Source organism: Polyangiaceae bacterium, from assembly GCA_016715885.1.
In the GTDB taxonomy this organism is placed as follows: Bacteria; Myxococcota_A; Polyangia; order Polyangiales; family Polyangiaceae; genus Polyangium.
Genome location: JADJXL010000016.1, coordinates 431572 through 449857 on the forward strand (window position 1 = coordinate 431572; position 18286 = coordinate 449857).

Sequence of the window (18286 nt, forward strand, 5' to 3'; positions counted from 1 at the left end):
GCCATGGGTATCAAGAGCTTCAAACCGACGTCCCCGGCGCGACGCTTTTATTCGGTCAGTGATTTCAAAGAAATCACCAAGTCCGAGCCGGAGCGTTCGCTCATCGAGAAGCAAAACTCGACCGGCGGCCGCAACAACAACGGCCGGATCACCTCGCGGTTCCGCGGCGGTGGTCACAAGCAGCGGTATCGTCTCGTCGACTTCAAGCGCGACAAGATCGGCATTCCGGCGAACGTTGCGGCCATCGAATACGATCCCAATCGCACGGCGCGCATTGCCTTGTTGCATTACGCAGACGGCGAAAAGCGCTACATCCTCGCGCCCGATGGGTTGAAGGTCGGCGTCACGCTCCTCGCGAGCCGCAATGCCGACATCAAGCCCGGCAACAGCCTCACGCTGCGGCACATCCCGCCGGGAACCTCGATTCACAACATCGAGATCCGCAAGGGCAAGGGCGGCCAGCTCGTTCGCTCCGCGGGCGTTGCTGCGCAGCTCATGGCCAAGGACGGGTCGTATGCCCAGGTTCGTCTGCCGAGCGGCGAGATTCGCAAGATTCACCTCGATTGTCGGGCGACCGTCGGTCAGGTGTCGAATATCGAGCACGCAAGCATCTCGCTCGGCAAAGCAGGTCGCTCGCGATGGCTCGGTCGCCGTCCGCATAATCGCGGCGTCACCATGAACCCCGTCGACCACCCGATGGGCGGTGGCGAGGGTCGTTCGTCCGGTGGTCGCCATCCCTGCTCGCCGTGGGGACAACTCGCCAAGGGCCTCAAGACTCGCAACAACAAACGAACGGACGGAATGATCATCCGTCGTCGTGGAACCAAGGGCTGAGCCATGCCGCGTAGCATTAAGAAAGGACCCTTCGTCGATGGTCACCTGATGGAGAAAATCCAGGCCTCTCAGGCTTCAGGCGGCCCGAAAAAGGTCATCAAGACGTGGTCCCGTCGGTCCACCATCATCCCGGATGCCGTGGGTTTGACCTTCGCCGTGCACAACGGCCGCAAGTTCGTCCCCGTGTTCGTCACGGAAAACATGGTCGGCCACAAGCTTGGCGAGTTCGCTCCTACCCGCACGTTCCACGGGCATTCGGGCGACAAAAAATCCAAAGTCGGCAAGCCCGGGGGCCGCTAAAGCCTCACCCCCACCCCCTCTCCCCACGTGCTTACGGCGCGGCGGGGAGGGGGAGCTGTACCACGACAAACTCCCAAGCAACACTCGGATCTGTTTCTGCCGTTCGCGGCAGTCATGGCTCCGATTTGCGCGTACCTATCTCGAGGAGCGGTTTTCCCCTCTCCAACGCCACGTTGAAGAGGGGACTCGGGGATGGTGTCAAAACGTGCCGCGTACGCCGAACGATCCGGGGCCGAGGAGCAAGGTCGTCTGGGCTGCGTCGGACTTCCTTTTCTTCAGGTCGAGGACGAACAGCGTTGCTCCGGCAGCGAGACCGGCGACACCCAATACGAGGCCCACATTGGCAACGATCTGTTGCGTTTGGCCCTTGTCGACATCTGCTGCGTACGCCTGTGGACAGGGGCCGCTGCCGCATCGCTCCACCAGCCGGTCGTACGTTGCCTGCGAAGCCGAGCCCTCGACTGCAAACAGAATCATGCCGGCCACGCCGACGCCTGCCGCAGCGATCGCTCCGATGCGCAGCGGCGTGAACATCTTGCCTCCGCCAGATGGCGCATCTCCATCGCCCGGCGTTTCCGAGGCAAAGTCGATGGTCACCATTTTCGTCTCGCCTGCGGCGCCGGTAACGGTTTGCGTCACCGGGGTTTTTCCTGGCGCAGACAACTTGACTTCGACGCTGCCCGGCATTGCAGGAATCGGCTTGCCCCACAGGTCCGACGTGACGTCAATGCCACCGACGTTCAGCGTTGAATCGGTCTGGCTGCCTGGTGTCGTGACGTTGACCATCACGAGCTTGGGCGTGAGCGCATCGCGTTCGGCGATGGCGGCATCGACGGCGCCCGCGTATTGCTCCCCCGCGGTTCTGGCTTCCGCAGCAACGCGGTCGTACTCGACGTGAGCTTCGGCCAGTCGGCCCAGGTCTCGCAGGCAGTTCGCGACGAAGAAGTGGGAGTTTGGGCTCTTGTAGAGCGAGTAGGACGCTCGGAATTCGACGAGTGCATCGGCGAAATTCTTGGCGTTGTACAGGGTTTTACCCTTGTCGAATCGCGCTTTCGCCTGCGCCATGTCACCCGATGCCGCGGCCGGCGGCGGAGGCTTTGGCTGAGCTCGAGCAACATCTGGGGCACCCATTGCGAGTGCAGATGAAACGGCGATGATTGCGGTGAGTGCAGTTGTTCTGGTACGCACGGATCAGATCCCACCGGGGTCGTATGGTTTCTTCGTTTTGACCGTTTTGATTGGCGTTTTGGTGTTTGTCTTGCTCGTATTCGCCGGATTTGTAAACGTCTGCTTTGTCGACGTTGGTGTCTTGTTGGCAACTGGCGCCTGCGTGGTCGTCGCAGCCGCCGTGGCGACCGGCGCTTCCGCCTTGGGTTCCTCGGCCTTCGGCTCTTCGGCCTTGGGCTCCTCCGCTTTGGGCTCTTCGGCTTTCGGTTCTTCGGCCTTGGGCGGCTCGGGAGCTTGCGTCGGTGCCGTTTCCGGCGGCGGCGTTGTCGTTTGAGCGGCAGGGGCCTGCTCGGTCGTCGTCGGAGCGGTGTTGGACGCTGGTTTGTCCCCGCTGCCGGTGGCCATGAACACGCCAATCACGCCGGCAGCGACTGCGGTTGCGGCCACGATGCCGATGAGCGCGCCTTTCTTGTTTTTCTTCGGCGGCGTGGCGTCGTCGGTGTTCGCTTGTGGTGAAGCGGTGGCTGCACCGTCGTTTGCGGCTCCTGCAGGAGCAACCACGGCGGCGACGGCTGCAACGGCTGCTGCTCCGTCACTCGCAACGTTAATGGGAGCATCGTGTCCTGCGCTGATGGCAGCCGGAGCGATGTCCGGCTTGCTCTCCGTTGCTGAACGAAGTTGCCCGTCACCCGTCATGGAGACGCGATCGGCAGCCGTTGCGTCTGCAGCGGCGATGGCCGCGCGCAAATCTGCGGAGTTTTTCGCAAGGGTTTCGCCCAAGCACTTACGCACGAAGCTCGCCACGTCGTCGTCGGTGACCGGATCGCCCAATTGCGCGGCGACGTGGTCGATCGCGCGCTGCATTTCTGCGGCCGTCGAAAACCGCTTCGTTCGGTCCTTTTCGAGCGCTTTGAGGATGAGTTTGTCGAGGTCCGGGTGGACGCTCGGGACCAACTGGATCGGCGGGATGGGATCCTTCAGCGCGATGTTTTCGACGGTCTTGAACTCCGAGTCGCCGCGGAAGGGATGCAGGCCCGTCACCAGTACGTAAAGCAGCACGCCGAGGGAAAACAGGTCGCTGCGCCGATCGAGGGGCAGGGTGCCGAGCTGTTCGGGTGACAAGTACGGGGTTTTCCCTTTGACCACTCCATCGGCGCGCGTGACGTGCAATCGCCCGGCGCTCTTGGCGACCCCGAAGTCGGTGACCTTGGCGAAACCGCTCGTGGAAATCAGGATGTTGCCAGGTGAAATGTCGCGGTGAACCAAGTCCACGAGCGTGCCGTTGTCATCGCGCAGCTCGTGGGCTGCATGCAGGCCTGCGCAGACCTGGGACGCAATACGCATGATGAGGTTCTGCGGGATGCCACCATGGCGCTTGGCGGCCTTCTGAATGCCGCTCAATGTGTCGCCTTCGACCCACTCCATGACGAGATACAAGACGTCGTCTTGTTCGCCGAGATCGAAGATTTCGACGACGTTTGGATGACGAATGCGTGCAGCCACGCGGGCTTCGTCGAGGAACATCGTTTCGAAATCCGGATCGTCGGAAACATCCGGCAGCATCGTCTTCAGCGCGACGATCTTCTGGAAGCCACGCGTGCCTTGCAATCGCGCAGCCCAGACGGACGCCATGCCCCCTTGCGCGACGCGCATGAGGATCTCGTAACGACCAAGCGTGCTGCGTGGCTTGAGTTTGTCCAAAGCGCTCGACTTGGTCGTCGATCGCGATGGAGGCCCGTCTTCGTTGTCTCGAGGCGACGCCGAAGGATGACTGGTCGGCGTGTGCGCCGTGATCGTCACTTCCGTCTTTGCAGCGATCGGTTCTGCGAGCGCCGGTTTTACCTCGGCCGGTTTTGCATTGGCCGGGGCCGCATCGTCCATGTCGATCGGCACATCCAGCTCTGCGCTTGCTTCCTTGTCTGGCGCTTTCGCTGGTTCCGTCGTCTTTCTTGCCGTCGCTTCTTCCTTGATCGCGAGCATCGCCGGCACCGGGATGGTCGCTTTTTCCATCGCCGAGTTGACGGTCGGGATGGGGGCAGCCTCCTTCGCGGCCGCCGGAGACGAATCGGGAGCCACGTCGATGTCGTCTGCACCGAGTGACTCTGCCGGCGGTCGCGCAGCGGGAGGCTTGGGAGCTTCGGGTTTTGCCGCGAACGTGGGCGGCTTGGGCATGCCCATCTTTGGCGGCGGAGGTGGCGGTGGTGCTGAAGCGCGCGCAGGTGGCGGCGCCGAAGCGCGCGGAGGCGGAGGCGGCGGCGGGGCCGGAGGTCCAGGCCGCTTCGATTCTCCGATTCGAGGAAGCGGCGGTTTGTCGGCTACCTTGTCGGCCTTTTCGGCGGAGGTCTCTGCAGGTTTGCTGGTTGCCTTCGCGACCGCCGGCTTATCCGGAGACTCGGGGCGAGCAGGCGGCTTCGGCAAATCGAGCTTCGTTGCATCGATACCCCCGACCAGCGTTGCTTTGCGTGCGGGAACCGCCTTGGGAGCCAGGCCAGCAGGTTTCGGCGCACCTTCCTTGTCGCCTGCAGCGGCGGGTTTTGCCGCGATGGCAGGTGTGGGTGCGGGCCGTGCCGCAATAGGCGCTTTCTGCGCTGCGGGGGCCACTGCTGCGGTGGGCGGCGACGGCGCGGCGGCTGCTTTGGCGGCCAGTTTTTCCACGAGCGCCGTCACGTCTTCCGGTTTGGCAAACTCTTCCTCGGGGATCGCCCGGATCGCTTGCAGCATCTCGTCGATGCCGCTCGATCGCTTCGCCGGATCCCGCTCGAGCGCTTTGTGAATCGCATCCGTGACAGCGGCGGGAACCTTTACGCCAGGCTGATTCGCAAGCGCAGCAATCGGGCCCGACGTTACCCTTTGAACGACCGCTGCCTCCATTTTCGACGCAAAAAGCCGCTGTTTTGCCAAGAGCTCCCACAGGATGACGCCCGCGGCAAAAACGTCCCCCTTCACGTCGCCGGGCTGCGTCGGCGTGTTTGCCGTCGCAGCGCTCAATGTCTTCACCCGCTCCGGAGCCGCATACGCAAGCCGATCCGGCTTCATCAGCCCATGCGGACCGAACTTCGATAGCGCATGCGCCCACCCGAAGCCGGCAATCCGCGTCACCGCATCCTTGCCGACAATGAGATGAAAAGGATTCAACTCACCATGCGCCAAAGCGGGGGTCGCCCCATGAGCCGCCGCCAAACCTTCGAGCATGTCGCGGCCGATCCGCAGCGCAATCGGCGCTGGGATGCCTTCGGTCTTCGCTTGCGTGATGAGCGACGAAAGCGCCTCGCCAGCAAAATGTTCATAAACGACAAACACTTCGCCATCGGCCGAACCGCATTGAACGACGGGTATCAGATTCGCGTGCGGCGCAAGCTTTCCACTCTCCGCGTCACGTAAAAATGCTTCGGCCGCTTCGGGCTTTTTCGTCACGTTGCGGTTGAGGCGCAGAACGATGTAGCTCCGCTCGTCGTCGGGGGTCTTGGCAGCCCACGTCGTCGCGATACCGCTGCTGGCTAGCTCGCGCGATAGCTCGTACTTGCCGAGCTTGAAGACCGATCCAATCGTGGGCTTCTGGTCGAGGGACATGGCCGCAGCATGCTACCAGGTTTGCAAAAAACGGATCCAGGAAGCTGCATTGAACGAACCCCATTTCAGAATTCCCCGACAGCAGCGCCCAATCCGTTTCCCGTGTAACGATCGCCACGTGGTGCGCTCGACGTCCTCGAACGCACGTATGATATGTAAATTTCCAACGTGACGACGGCCAAGATGGTCACGCCGCGTTTCGGTCCATGCCCCGCTCTCCACTGCCTGCACGACCCCGTATCGCTGATCACGTCTCGCCGAGGCGACATCGCGTGCAAGACGAAGACTTTTGGGTTCTTCACGACGAACTCTCGGGCATGGCGTATCGGCTTGGCACCCGAGAATGGAACCTCATCGCCCACGCCGATGGCACGCGTGATCTCGATGGAATCATCGCGGCCGCTGCACGTGATGGAACCCATGCACGCGTCTCGGCGCTCCAGGCTTTTCTCGAAACGCTGCACGAAGCCAACCTCCTGAGCGACGGAGTCGCTTCCGACCCACCCCGTCCCGAACCGCTTCGGCCCTTGCCGCTCGATCCGCTGCCCGACTTCCGTCTCGCTTGCGATGGAACCGGCGGCTGCTGCCGCCTGTACGGCACGATCATGTTTCGACCACTCGAACAAGCGGTTGCGCGATCGCTCCTGCCGAGCGTCCTCGATGCCGGAAATCACCCCGAACAAGCCTTCGCACCCCTCTCGGGGTCGTCACCATGTGGCGGCGCTACCGCGGCGTTCGTCGAAGGCCGATGCGCCTATCTCGAAGCCGCAGGGCAATGTGGTTTGCATGCGGCCGGCGGATCCCGAGGCAAACCGCTTGGATGTCGGACCTTTCCCGCGCTGTTCGTCGATGACGGCGTTGCCGTCCGAGTGACCCCCGCCGTCGAATGCGCGTGTGTGCTCGCGAGCCTACGAAAGCCGCACGAAGGCGAGCCGCTCGTTGCGCCAGGCGTGATGACCACGGGCGATCTCGACGAGGGCATTCACGTCGAGCGCCTGCCCGACATGATTTTGATCACGGCCAAACGGTATGGACCCCGAAGTGACCTCGTCGCTTGGTCACGCGTCGTTGCGAGCGCCCCACCCCCCGTCGATGCCGTTTCTGTTTTTACCGCGCTCGCAGCCGAAATCGAAGCATGGGGCCTCGATACGGAAGCTGCTGCGCGTGCCTTCTCGTCACCTCGATCGCCCGATCCGGACGCTTTACGCCCGTCGCTGTTTGCCCTGATCGAACGCGCAGGACGCCGCATGAACATCGATGCGACGTGGCGATCCGAAAGTGACCTCGCGCGCCGCGCCGTGCGTTGGCTCTTCGATGCAGCGACGCTTCTTGCCAATGACTCCGCGGCTCTCCGGGCGATCCTCGCGGCTCCCCCGTCCGCGATCGATGGGGCCTCCGAGGCGTTCTACCTGCGTGCAGGCGCCCACGGTCATCAGTTTGTCTTGTGCGACGCCCCATTGACACACGCGCTTCGCGATCGCGCCGTGCGTCTCGTGCTTGCCCGAGCCTTGCCGCTGGTCGTTCGTCCCGACGAACAAGCCGCCGAATCAACGCTCCGGTATCCCCTCGCGCTCGTCGAGGCCACGCTTCGCGCCCACGGTCTCTTGTCCCGGGGCGGCCTGCTTTGACAAACCCGTGAGCACGTGCGCCGCAAGCGCTTCGCCGAGCTCCCGGTAGCCGCGTTGAGTCAAGTGCACACCATCTTTCGCGGCCCGCGGTCGATCCTCGTTCGCCCAAGCCCGGATGGATCCCGCGCCGCCCATGAAAGCGTACGTATCCCAGAAGCTGCACCGAGCTTCGCGTGCACCCTCGCGGATCGCGTCACGTACGAGCGGCGTGCGTTCGCGCGTGTCCGATCGATCCGTCGGTGCGAGTACCAAACAATCCGTTTCCGGGACGAACTTGCGCATCCGCTCCATGAGCTGAACGACGCGCTTCGTGTACTTCGATGGATCGATTTGCAGATCCCCGGACTCGTTCGTCCCGTACTCCAAAATCACGAGCGACGGTTTTCGCCGCAGAAACTCTGCTCCAAAACTCGCTTCATCCCACGCAAGCGGCGTGCTCAACCGCGCTCCGTTGATGCCGAGCGTATCGAGCACGACGCCGGGTTTTTCCACGTGATCTCGCTCGATCACGACCCCGCAAAAGTCCGGAGTACCTCGCGTGGGCGACACCGTGATCGTGTCTCGGCCCGTGGTCGTCAGTATCAAGTGATTGAGTTTGCCAGGTGGATCAGCAGCGGTCGCTTTCACGACCATCGGTGACGCCGATCCGAGCGAGACGTGGAATTGTTCGTCCGCCGAATGCAGTCGGTAGCAGAGATCCCACGTGAGTTTGCCCTCGAGCTGTTCGTCGCTCACCTGCACATAGGCGCGGCTGAGCCCCGCAAACCCTGACGTGATGATTCCGCCGAGCCCGAACACGCCATCTTCCGACTTCGAAGGTGCCGACGGAGCCTTGGGTCGTACCCGCCACTTTTCTTCGACCGAGATCTTGATGCCGTCGTGTCGATATTGCTTCCAGCCGATGTGGACAAACCCGGGGCCGACCTTGCCAAAGCGCTTCTGAAGCGCGTCGCGCAGGGCTCCAGACCAGAAATCCGCTTGGCCGTGCGAATCGCCGTACCACGCGACGCGCACGTGCGTTTTTCGCGTTCCGCGTTCGAGCTCCCGAAGCGCCGCGTGAAACCGCGCAAGCTCGGGAGGACCTGCCGGAGGTGCAGGCGGCGGAGGCGCCACGTCTTCGGTCTTTGCCGTCGCATCCACGGGCGGCGCCACGCTTGCCGATGGCGCCGGTGCTGCAGTGGGCACGGGCATCGCGCTCGGCGGCACGCTCGGTGCGGCATCGACCACCGCAAGACGCTCGGGACCGGGGCTACACGCGACAAACCCGAGTGCCAGGACAATCGGCAAGAGAGCGTGTACTGGACAAACCTCGACCGAGTGAGTCGCTCGCCACCGAATCGGCTGACGCTCTGGCGCTCTCGCCGACGTCAAAGCCGACCCGCGCGATGAACTTGCACTTGGCTGGTCGAGGGCACGACTTTCGTGACGGTTGAACCGATGGACCTCGGCCGGTCCGGGGCAGTGCATGCCGGCAGCTTACTCCATCGTCGCGGAAGCGGATGAAACCAGCACCGTTTTCGTATTAGCTTCCTTGCGTGATGACCTCGCGTGTTCTGCGTTTCGCTCGCTCGACTCGGCGCCTTGGCACCATGATCTCGCTCGCCCTGCTCGTCGCGACGGCCCATGGATGCAAGCAAGAGCAAGCGGCACCGCTGCCCGAGAAACCCGTGGTGCTCGATCCGCTTCCCATTCCCGCGGACCTCGTCGCCGATGTGTTCGTGCCGAACCCCGATGCTGCCTGGGCCAAGGCTCGCGTAGCCGTTGGAGGTCCAGCGATGTTTCTGCCCGCAACGACGGGCGCTTTGGCGGCAACGCTCCTCGGCCTCCCGCTCATCGTGGCAAGCGAGATCGATGGCAACGTGCCCGTGGTCGGAGCGGTTCTCGATGGACGTGATGGAGGCAAGCTACGAGCGGCGATTGCGCTTCACCTTCGCGCTGCGGACAAGTTCATTCATCAAGTGACCACGGGCGAAAATGCTCGGCACGTGTCTCGCGTCGATGAGCAAACCAAGATCACGCTGATCGAGCCGAAGGGCGGGGGAACTGGATCGGCCGCGCTCGGCGTGCTTGGCAACTACTTGATTGCTGCACCAACGGTTGCGGAGCTCGTCGACGTGGGCCCGTACGTCGTTCGAAATCTCACGACGACGAAGATGCCCAAGAACGACATGACGTTCGAGCTTCCGCGTGCAGCGCTCGAGGGCCCCGTGGCGAAAACCGTGCGGTCGAAGTGGGACGGCATCAAGCCGCGCCCGCGGACGAATTCGACGGCTGCTGCCGGTGCGTCGGCTTCGCTTCCGAGCCCTCTTCAAAGTTTCGTGGACGGCGTGCTCGGCGTGCTCGGGGAAATCGATCGCGCCAAGGTGACGGTCGACTTCGACGAGCAAGCTGCGCACGTGCGCTTTTTGGGAACGCCGCGAAGTCCCGTCGCTGCGGGATCGCGCGTGGCGACGATGACCGTTGGGGATCCGAGCAAATTGCTCGAATTGCCAGCGGCGACGGACGTGGCCCTCTACATTCACGATGCGGCGGAAGTTCGGGAAATCGATGCAAAGGGGTATGCCACGGCGCTCGCGACGGCCATTGGCAAGGACGTTTCCGACGACGATCGCGCGGCGATGGAGAAAGCACTGCTTTCGCTTGCAAAATCACGCGGAGATACGTTTGCCGCGGGATTTTCGATATTGCCTACGGGACCGGCGGCATTCGTGAAAAGCTCCGTCACGGATCGTGATGGGTTTGGCAAGGCAATTGATGATCTTTTTGGGCTGGTCGATCGCAAACCGGTTGCGCGCTGGCTGGGTGACCTCGAGCTTGGCGTATCGACGAGCAAAACGGTCGTCGAGGACGTGAAAGGTGACGTTCGTCGCATTCGCATTGAGCGGCTCGAGGCGAAGGCGGACAAACCTGCGAAAAAACCGGCTGGAAAACAGCCCGAGACGCCCAAGAAGCCCGATGTATCGTCGGCCAAACTGGAAACGCCTTCGTCCATTGACGTGCTCTATCATTTTGGAGCGAACGACCTCGTTTTTGGTGCGGGATACGATGCGAAGGCCGCGTTTCGCATGGTGCTCGACGCGTCACCGAAGGACAATTTGTCCACGAGGGGCGAAGTGGCGAAGGCCATTGCGGCGCTCGGGGGCAAAGCGGCGTTTGTCGTGTATGCCGATCCGATTCGCGTGCTTGCGCGGCAAGCGGGCAGCGCGCTTCCGGCCACCGGTGCGCCGCTCGTATTTGCGCTGGGCAAGGGCGGCGAGGGGTTTGGCCAGGACGATCCGTGGATGCGGCTCGACATTGCCAACATCGTGATCCAAGAACTCGTCAAGCGGCGCGGGGCTTTGTGACCTGACGTTGCGATTCGACCTGAAAGTTGACATGCGTGGGGATTGTGTTGTGTGGTCTCCGCCGGAGGGTTCTCGTCACATGCTTCGCAAGCGCACCGTTTTACCGCTTTTCGCGCTCGTTTTTGGTCTGGCATCGTGTGGCCAGAGTCCTACGGGGGCCAGCTCCGCCACGTCCAGAAGAGAGGCGAAAGCACCGGGACAGGTTGTTTCAGCGGCTTCTTCCGCGCCGTCTGTGGCGAAAGCGCCGGAGCCGCGGGCGTGTGGCATGCCTGCGAGCCTTCCGAAGTCGGACTGGCCGCGTAAGCTCGAACCGACGACGCAGGTCGAACCGGACGCGTTCGTCGCTGGAACCGCCACGATCGCGGTTTTACCTGACACACAATATTACGTCGATTGCCGTTCACCGCACGTGCGCAAGCAGGTGGAATGGCTCATGGCGCAGCGAAGTGCGCGGAACATTCGCGCAGCGGTGACGCTTGGTGACTTGACCGAGCACAATTGGAAAGATGAATGGGAGTTTTACCGCGAGTCGCTGAAGCCGCTCGATCCGACCTTTCCGTTTTTGCTCACGCTGGGCAATCACGATTACGGTGACGGTGGTTCTGCCAATGCTCGAAGGACGTTCTTTGGCGAATATTTCGATACGAAGTTCGTCGAGCAATCGAAATCGCTCGTCGAGACGATGGAGCCGGGAAAACTCGAGAATGCATTCTACTCCATCGATCTCGGCAAGGTATCCATCGGCGTGCTCATATTCGAATGGAGCACGCGCAAGGCGGTCATCGATTGGGCGGACAAAGTGCTCGCGAAGCATCCGAAGCATCGCATCATGATGGCGACGCACGCGTATTTGTATTCGGACAGTACGCGTTACGATTTCAAGACCAAGGGTCCGGCGCAGGAATGGAATCCGCTGGCGTATCCCACGCACAAGGACGATGGCCCGGATGCGCACGATCACGATGGCGAAATGATTTGGCAAGCTCTCCTGAAAAAACACCCCGGCGTGTTTCTCACCGTCAATGGACACGTGCTCAACAATGGTACGGGACTTTTGACGAGCAAGGGTGACAAGGGCAATACGGTGCACCAGATGCTGGTCAATTATCAAATGCTCGACGAAGGGGGCCTCGGGTATTTGCGGTTGCTCGAATTCCTTCCAGACGGAAAAACCTTGCGCGTAAAGACGTATTCGCCGTCGCTCGGCGTTTTCGCCACGGCGAAGGATCAGGACTTCAAGCTGACGATAGATCCGCCGCTCTGGAAGTAGATTGCAGAGCGCTGGCGCTCGCCCAACAAGCACTCACCGGGGCATCACCCACGCCATGGAATCGCTTGACGCTGCTTGTTTTCGCAGGTAGCATGGGCAAACCATGGTCGCTGCTCGGGTTCCCAAAATCGCGTCTGAAGCAACCTCGGCGAAGGACCGCCCATCCTTGCCGATTCCGTCGCCGATTCTGTCGACAGCGGATGCGGTCGATGTCCCGAAGTCGAGCAAGCGCATCAAGCAACGCATCCCACCGGAGCTTGACCCGGGCCCCCCGAGCGACGAACCCGAAATGGATTCAGATACCCAGTTTTGGACGATCTTTACGCTCGTCACCTGCTTGAAATGGACGTGGCGTCAGCGAAGCGACTATTACGTTGGCGCCAATTTGAGCATTTATTACTATATCAAGGATCCAAAGTCCGGCCGCCGGCAACATCGTAAGCTCGTGTTTCGAGGCCCCGATTTCTTCGTCGTCCTCAATCCGTTCCAAAAACCGCGCCGCAATAGTTGGGTCATCGACAACGAGGACGGGAAGTTTCCAGACGTCATCGTCGAGGTGCTTTCGCCGAAGACCAAGAAAAAAGATTTCGGGGAGAAGAAGGGCATCTACGAGCGGATATTCAAGACGCACGAGTATTACATCGTCGATACGATAAAAGAAAAGATTTTCGGCTGGCGATTGTCGAAGGGACGATATGTGCCCATCGAGCGCACGAGCGAGGGACTCCTGTGGAGCGAACGGCTCGGAATGTTCCTGGGAATGTACCAAAATCCGGGCGATGAGCTGATGCCGCCGGATCCTCAATACGGAGTTCTGGCGCGTCTGTTTACGCCAGACAAGCAGCCCATTGCCTTGCCGCCGGAAGACGCATTGAAACAGGCCGCGCGAGCAGACGCTGAAGCCTTGCGAGCGCGACGTGCCGAGGAGAAGGCAGCGCGAGCCGAGCGGGAAAAAGCGCGCGTGGAGCAGGAAAAAGCGCGCCTTCTCGAGAAACTTCGGGCGCTCGGCGTCAAGGTCGACGATCTTTGACGCGCTTTGATATCAGCAACCGTCGACGAAGCGAGCGAACATCAGATATTGATGCTCTGCGGAATGCGCTCCGGAATGAAGTACGGGTACGGCCCTAACCTCGTCCGATTGCGCTCTTCGATGACCTTGCCAATCTCGACGAGCTCTTTCTGGAATTGCTCGAGCGCTTGGTGAAGCGCTACGTCGCGGAACCAGAACGCCGGGTATGCTCCGAGCTTGGTGTGGTAGACGCCTCCGAGCAGCGACAGGAATTCCACCTGCAGCATGGCCATGTCCATGGGGGCCAGCATATCGAGCGTCGGGTTGTTCTCGGATTCTGCCTTCGATAGTGGCGCGCCACGATATGTGGAAAGCGGCACGGCTGGCGTGAACGTCATCAAATCTGCCTGCGCGAAATTCACGGCGGCATGCTGTGCGCTCGACGTGAAAATGATCATCGTCAATGCCTTGATGAGATACCACGTCGTCGTGAGTTTGCCCTTGCCGTCTTCGCCAAACCCCAAGAGGCGCCCGCCGTCTCGCGCCACGATTTCGGTGGCCCAGCGGCATAGTTGCTGATCGCCGGAAACTTGCGTATCCGATGCGTAATGGTGGCCGACGTACGCCGTCACCCAGCGTTCGATGGCGCTCCACACGAGCAGCGCGTCGTCGCGATAGGGGTAATCGAGGTCTTCGTCGAGCACGCCTCGGGCCGCGAGCGCTTTTGGCAAGAAGCCTTCATTGAAGTACGGAATGGAGAGCGCTTCCACGGCTATCGTGCGGCTCGCTTCGATGGTTCCAGCCATGAGGCGATCGACCGCGAATCCTTTGCGAATGAGCTTGCTTTGAGCTTCGTCGTTGATGGATAGCGTGCCCTCGAAATGCGGCATGAGCAATCGGCCGATGGGGTGGTCTTCCCCGAGCACGCGATGTGTGGCAATGGCGATGGGCTCGATCAAGAGATGCGTTCGGCCCAGGTGACTCACGAGCTCGTGGTGATTGGCATCGGCGCACGAGACGATGAGCTTCGCTTTTCGCCACAATTCACCGTCGGCAGGCGTGTACGTGCGATAGTCGCGAGGGTCCTGGCCGCATTGAATGGCAATGGGGCGCAGGCGCCGTTTGCCCGTCCCGCGAGGCAATGCAAAAAGTGCGAGTGGTGCAAAACAATATTTGGGACCGACAGGGAAACTACCATTGACGACATTCGACAACATGGAGTAGTCGGCGAGATAGAGCCGCCCTTCGCGCGCAGCGTGCTCGAGCGAATCGAAGCCGTCATTCATGGCTTGGCCGAACATGTCCTCGGTGACCGCGAAATTCGCCGGAATCGCGGAAATTCTTTCGATCACGAGCGGGTTCCATCCAGCCACGCGCATCCAAGCAAACGTCTCGTCATCTTCGGGGCGATGAAAAAGCCATGGTTTCGGAAGCGTCGCAAAAAGCTCCCGGTAGTCGTCGAGCGACGTCGGACGCCCCGTGGGTCCGTCGAGCAGCGATCGCAAGACGGTTTCGAGCACGTCGAGCGGGTTCGTTATGCCAAACTTCATCATTTTCGTGGCAATTTCCATCGCATGCGCATGTGTCGTGAAACCATCGCGCACGGTGTCTTGCTCATGGCCAAACGAAAGCAGCTCTTCGCCAATGCCCGGATCGGAACCGAGCCTCACGCCCACTGTGGGTAATTCGTCGTCGAAATTGGCAGCCAATAGGTCAATTTCGGGCAGCCCCAAATGTTCGAGGTTCAGGGTCGTCGAGCCAGGTAGGTCCCCTTCGCCCGAAAATGTCAGAACTTCGTCCCCAGGCTGGACGGCTCGTCCCGTATTGAGCGCCCAAGTGACTCGATTTTTGGCAATGCGTAGCGATTGCCAAACCACGCGCACCATCCACCCAAGACTTGGTTTATCCGCCTTGGGTACCGACTGGAGCATCGCCAAGGGCGCGACGTACGTGTAGTTGTACTTGTAGGCGTCGGGAGATCGTGGCGGCGCAACGTCGAGCAGGCCGAAGTTTTCGAGTGCTGGCGCGACGTCCTGAGAGTCGTGGTCGGACATGCAACCACGCTAGCCTCATTCACGCACCGAATGCAAGCCCCGCGTCATCGTACGATTGATACTCGGCGTGGCGATCATGACTTCGGCGGTAGTTCGGCATTGCGAACGCAACGGAAGCCGAGCCCCGGGACCTTGTACGTCATGACCGCGCCACCTCGGAATGCGGACAGAATACCCCGCCCACTTCGATTCCACCCACCACCTCGGACGACGCGATTGCCGATGTTGGGATTGTCGTGCACGGGATCGACTTCCTTCACGCCGCGATAAGGCACATAACTGTCGATGACCCATTCCCAAACGTTGCCTGCGAGGTCGTGAATGGCTCCCGATGGCCAAATCATGTCGCCTTTCGGATGCGAACCGACTTTCGACGCACCTCCGCCATGGCATCCGCTGTCACCACCGGGCGATATCAGAATGGCTTGCGTATAATCCGCATGCTCGCAGGTCGGTTCTTCCTCGCCCCAAGGCCACGATCGACCATCACCGCCCGTCGCAGCCCATTCCCATTGCGCTTCGGTCGGCAGCGATTGGTTCATTTGTTCGCAATAATATTTTGCCATGAACCAATCGACCATGTTGATGGGGTAATCGGGCTTGTTCGAGTACGTGGCCCAGCGATCCGGCTTGGTCGGCACCTTGCAGCCTTTTTCTTCGACGCATTTGCGATAGGCCCCCGCCGTCACTTCATTCGCATCCATGCAAAACGGTTTTGTCAGGACGACTTTGTGCGGGGCATCGGCCATGCCACTGCCCGCATTTCCCGATGCACGTGAACCGAATGCAAATGTCGCCATGCCTTTGCCCATTTTGAATCCGTCGGGCCCCGTTGGAGGCACATAGACTTCGCCGGCGGGACACGCTCCGACGCATGCGCCCGCATCACATCGTTCGATTGTGAAGCAACTGCGCACCACCTCGGGCTGGGCGTCCGAACCTTTGCAGCGCACGACGAGCTGGCCATCGCACGCGGTCGCGCCTTCCGGTTTGCCATCGCAGGGACCCGCGGGTTTGGCTGGCGCGGGCGGGGCTTCGACGACTACGGATGTCGAAGGGCTGGATGCGTTCGCCAAAGGACTTCCGGCATCGGGGAGGGATTGTTCGCCTTCGCGTTTCGAATCGGCCTTTTGACAGCCCAAAGCGGCGAAAATGACGACGAAGAAAACGCTCGGCGAACGCATCGGCGCCGACTTTAACCGCATTTCGTCGCGATTGCCAAATGAATGGCACACATGCTCGAAATGCGCGTCAGATGCCGATTTTTGGACACATGTCCGTAAATGGGCACTCGTTGCAATGGGCCACTTTTGCCGTGCACGTGTACCTTCCGTGCAGCACCATGGCGGGCCCGAACTTGGTCCACTTGCCTTTCGGCACGATCTTCATCAAGTCTTGTTCGATGACGTCGGGTTTGTCGTTTTTCGTCAGCCCCATGCGCTGACTCACGCGCGAAACGTGCGTGTCCACGATGATGCCCGACGGGATGTCCCACGCATTGTTCAGCACCACGTTGGCCGTCTTTCGTGCGACGCCGCGCAGCTTGACGAGCTCCTCCATCGTTTTCGGCACCTCGCCCCCGTGCCGCTCCACGATCATTTTGCAGGCGTCTTGAATGCTCTTCGCCTTCTGCTTGAACGTGCCCGTCGGTTTCAATATTTCTTCGAGCTCTTCCGTGTTCGCGTCGGCGTATTCACGCGCCGTTCGATACTTGGGAAACAGCGTCTTCGTCACTTTGTTCACGCGCACGTCGGTGCACTGCGCCGCGAGGATCGTCGCGACGAGCAGCTCGAGCGGCGTCGTCCAATCGAGCTCGTACTTGGCGTCGGGGTGCTTCTTCTCCAGGCGTTCGAGAAGCGTGTTCATGGGGATGCCGGCTCGGTTCGTCATGAGGAGTGTCTCCAGCTTGCGCGGCGATCGTACGCCAAGTGAGCTGCGCACGCGAGATTTCAGTGCACACGTGGACGAACATCGAGTACAAGGACGCCGGTCCGATGGTCAAGACATATCCCTTCATCGCCTATCACACGAGCGTCGGTGCTACGCCGGAGCTTTCGCCTGCACCCATTCAGCGGGAATGGATGTCCAAAACGCGCGACGGGTTTGCCAATCGCTGCTTGCCGCTGCTCATCGCCAACCAAGCTGGCTGGTTTGTCTTGTCGCCTCATACCGTACGAGCGACATGGAATGGGTCGAACGAAATCAACAGCATCGACATCGAGCACATCGAGGGCCCCGAGCCTTACATGGCGGCGACGCATTTTGGTTACGGAATCCTCACGTTCACGATTCCGTTTCTGTTCCGCACGCCGACCAATTGGAACTTGATGGTACGTGGCCCGACGAACATGCCCAAAGACGGCATTTGCGCGCTCGACGGCATCATCGAAACGGATTGGGCATTCGCGACATTTACGATGAATTGGCAATTCACGCGGCCGAACCATCCAGTCACGTTCAACAAGGGCGAACCCATTGCGATGCTCATTCCGATGCATCGAGGCGATCTGGAATTGTTTGCCCCGACGATTCGAGGTCTCTACGACGACCCGGCGACGGCAAAGGGCTACACGCAATGGCGGGAGAGCCGCAGCAAGTTCATTCAGGACTTGCCCGTCGAAGGCACCGACGCGCACGAAATGGAATGGCAGAAGGATTACGTGCACGGCCGAGCGCCCGATGGCACCGTTGCCAAAACGCATCAACGCAAATTGGCATTGCGCCCATTCCGCAAAGTGGAGGCGCTTAAGAAACCGGACCCGAAGAAGCGATAGGATTGAAGAGGCGGTCTCATAACGCACGACCTCATTGGTCATTGCGGCCCCGGGGTGGACTAAAGAGGCTGTCTCAAAACTCGAGCCGTAGTGTGTCACCGAACGCCCGCGCGGGATTGAAATCCCGCGCTACACATTCAAAAGTCCCTCACTACCGTTCGGGACTGGCCTTGTGGAATTTCGGATCGTCATCGAGAATCCTCAACGATTTCGCATAGATTGCAGGCCTCGCCATGCAGCCATGACGTCAGTCCGAGCGCGGTAGCGCGAGGACTTCTTGTCGTGTAGCGCGGGGTTTCAACCCCGCGCGGGGCTGGGCGAGGATACGCGTTCCGA

13 protein-coding genes are annotated in these 18286 nt (G+C 61.0%); 7 read left to right on the plus strand and 6 right to left on the minus strand.

The genetic code is table 11. The annotated features are described in order from the left end of the window. Positions 1-3 precede the first annotated feature (3 nt). Together rplB and rpsS are read left to right on the plus strand one after the other, a co-directional pair. Positions 4-834: a 50S ribosomal protein L2 gene (gene rplB / locus IPM54_19265; protein MBK9261930.1), complete on the plus strand. Its 831-nt coding sequence runs from the start codon at positions 4-6 to the stop codon at positions 832-834. 3 nt (positions 835-837) lie between these two features. Next, on the plus strand, positions 838-1134 hold the full coding sequence (gene rpsS, locus IPM54_19270) for a 30S ribosomal protein S19 (protein ID MBK9261931.1): 297 nt from the start codon (positions 838-840) through the stop codon (positions 1132-1134). 198 nt (positions 1135-1332) lie between these two features. Here the strand turns inward: rpsS and IPM54_19275 are convergent, their stop codons facing one another. Next, positions 1333-2322 carry a tetratricopeptide repeat protein gene (locus tag IPM54_19275; protein MBK9261932.1) on the minus strand — a complete coding sequence of 330 codons (990 nt, stop codon included), beginning with the start codon at positions 2320-2322 and terminating at the stop codon, positions 1333-1335. 3 nt (positions 2323-2325) lie between these two features. Beyond that, positions 2326-5871: a protein kinase gene (locus IPM54_19280; GenBank protein MBK9261933.1), complete on the minus strand. Its 3546-nt coding sequence runs from the start codon at positions 5869-5871 to the stop codon at positions 2326-2328. 206 nt (positions 5872-6077) lie between these two features. On the opposite strand from IPM54_19280, the gene IPM54_19285 reads away from it, so the two are divergent. Beyond that, a complete protein-coding gene (locus tag IPM54_19285; protein ID MBK9261934.1) occupies positions 6078-7499 on the plus strand; it encodes a YkgJ family cysteine cluster protein in 1422 nt (473 codons plus the stop codon). Here IPM54_19285 and IPM54_19290 read toward each other — a convergent pair. Further along, positions 7419-8966 carry a hypothetical protein gene (locus IPM54_19290; GenBank protein MBK9261935.1) on the minus strand — a complete coding sequence of 516 codons (1548 nt, stop codon included), beginning with the start codon at positions 8964-8966 and terminating at the stop codon, positions 7419-7421. The two genes, IPM54_19285 and IPM54_19290, sit on opposite strands and share 81 nt — an antisense overlap. A gap of 122 nt (positions 8967-9088) precedes the next feature. Between IPM54_19290 and IPM54_19295 the strand changes: the two genes are divergently transcribed. From IPM54_19295 to IPM54_19305, 3 genes are all read left to right on the plus strand, one after another. Continuing rightward, positions 9089-10843 (plus strand): hypothetical protein, encoded by a 1755-nt coding sequence (locus IPM54_19295; protein ID MBK9261936.1) that lies wholly within the window; start codon positions 9089-9091, stop codon positions 10841-10843. Between the two features lie 265 nt (positions 10844-11108). After that, positions 11109-12113 carry a metallophosphoesterase gene (locus IPM54_19300; protein MBK9261937.1) on the plus strand — a complete coding sequence of 335 codons (1005 nt, stop codon included), beginning with the start codon at positions 11109-11111 and terminating at the stop codon, positions 12111-12113. Between the two features lie 289 nt (positions 12114-12402). Continuing rightward, positions 12403-13143, plus strand: a complete 741-nt coding sequence (locus IPM54_19305) for a Uma2 family endonuclease (protein MBK9261938.1) — start codon at positions 12403-12405, stop codon at positions 13141-13143. Positions 13144-13184: 41 nt separating this feature from the next. On the opposite strand, the gene IPM54_19310 is transcribed toward IPM54_19305, so the two are convergent. The 3 genes from IPM54_19310 to nth form a co-directional block, all read right to left on the minus strand. Further along, positions 13185-15176, minus strand: a complete 1992-nt coding sequence (locus IPM54_19310; protein ID MBK9261939.1) for a lipoxygenase — start codon at positions 15174-15176, stop codon at positions 13185-13187. Positions 15177-15250: 74 nt separating this feature from the next. Then, the gene (locus IPM54_19315) at positions 15251-16381 is read right to left on the minus strand and encodes an SUMF1/EgtB/PvdO family nonheme iron enzyme (protein ID MBK9261940.1); all 1131 of its coding nucleotides are present in this window, start codon (positions 16379-16381) and stop codon (positions 15251-15253) included. A gap of 46 nt (positions 16382-16427) precedes the next feature. After that, positions 16428-17066: an endonuclease III gene (gene nth, locus IPM54_19320; GenBank protein MBK9261941.1), complete on the minus strand. Its 639-nt coding sequence runs from the start codon at positions 17064-17066 to the stop codon at positions 16428-16430. A 104-nt stretch (positions 17067-17170) separates the two neighbouring features. Here nth and IPM54_19325 point away from each other — a divergent pair, with 104 nt between their 5' ends. Then, positions 17171-17950, plus strand: a complete 780-nt coding sequence (locus IPM54_19325) for a hypothetical protein (GenBank protein MBK9261942.1) — start codon at positions 17171-17173, stop codon at positions 17948-17950. Positions 17951-18286 lie beyond the last annotated feature (336 nt).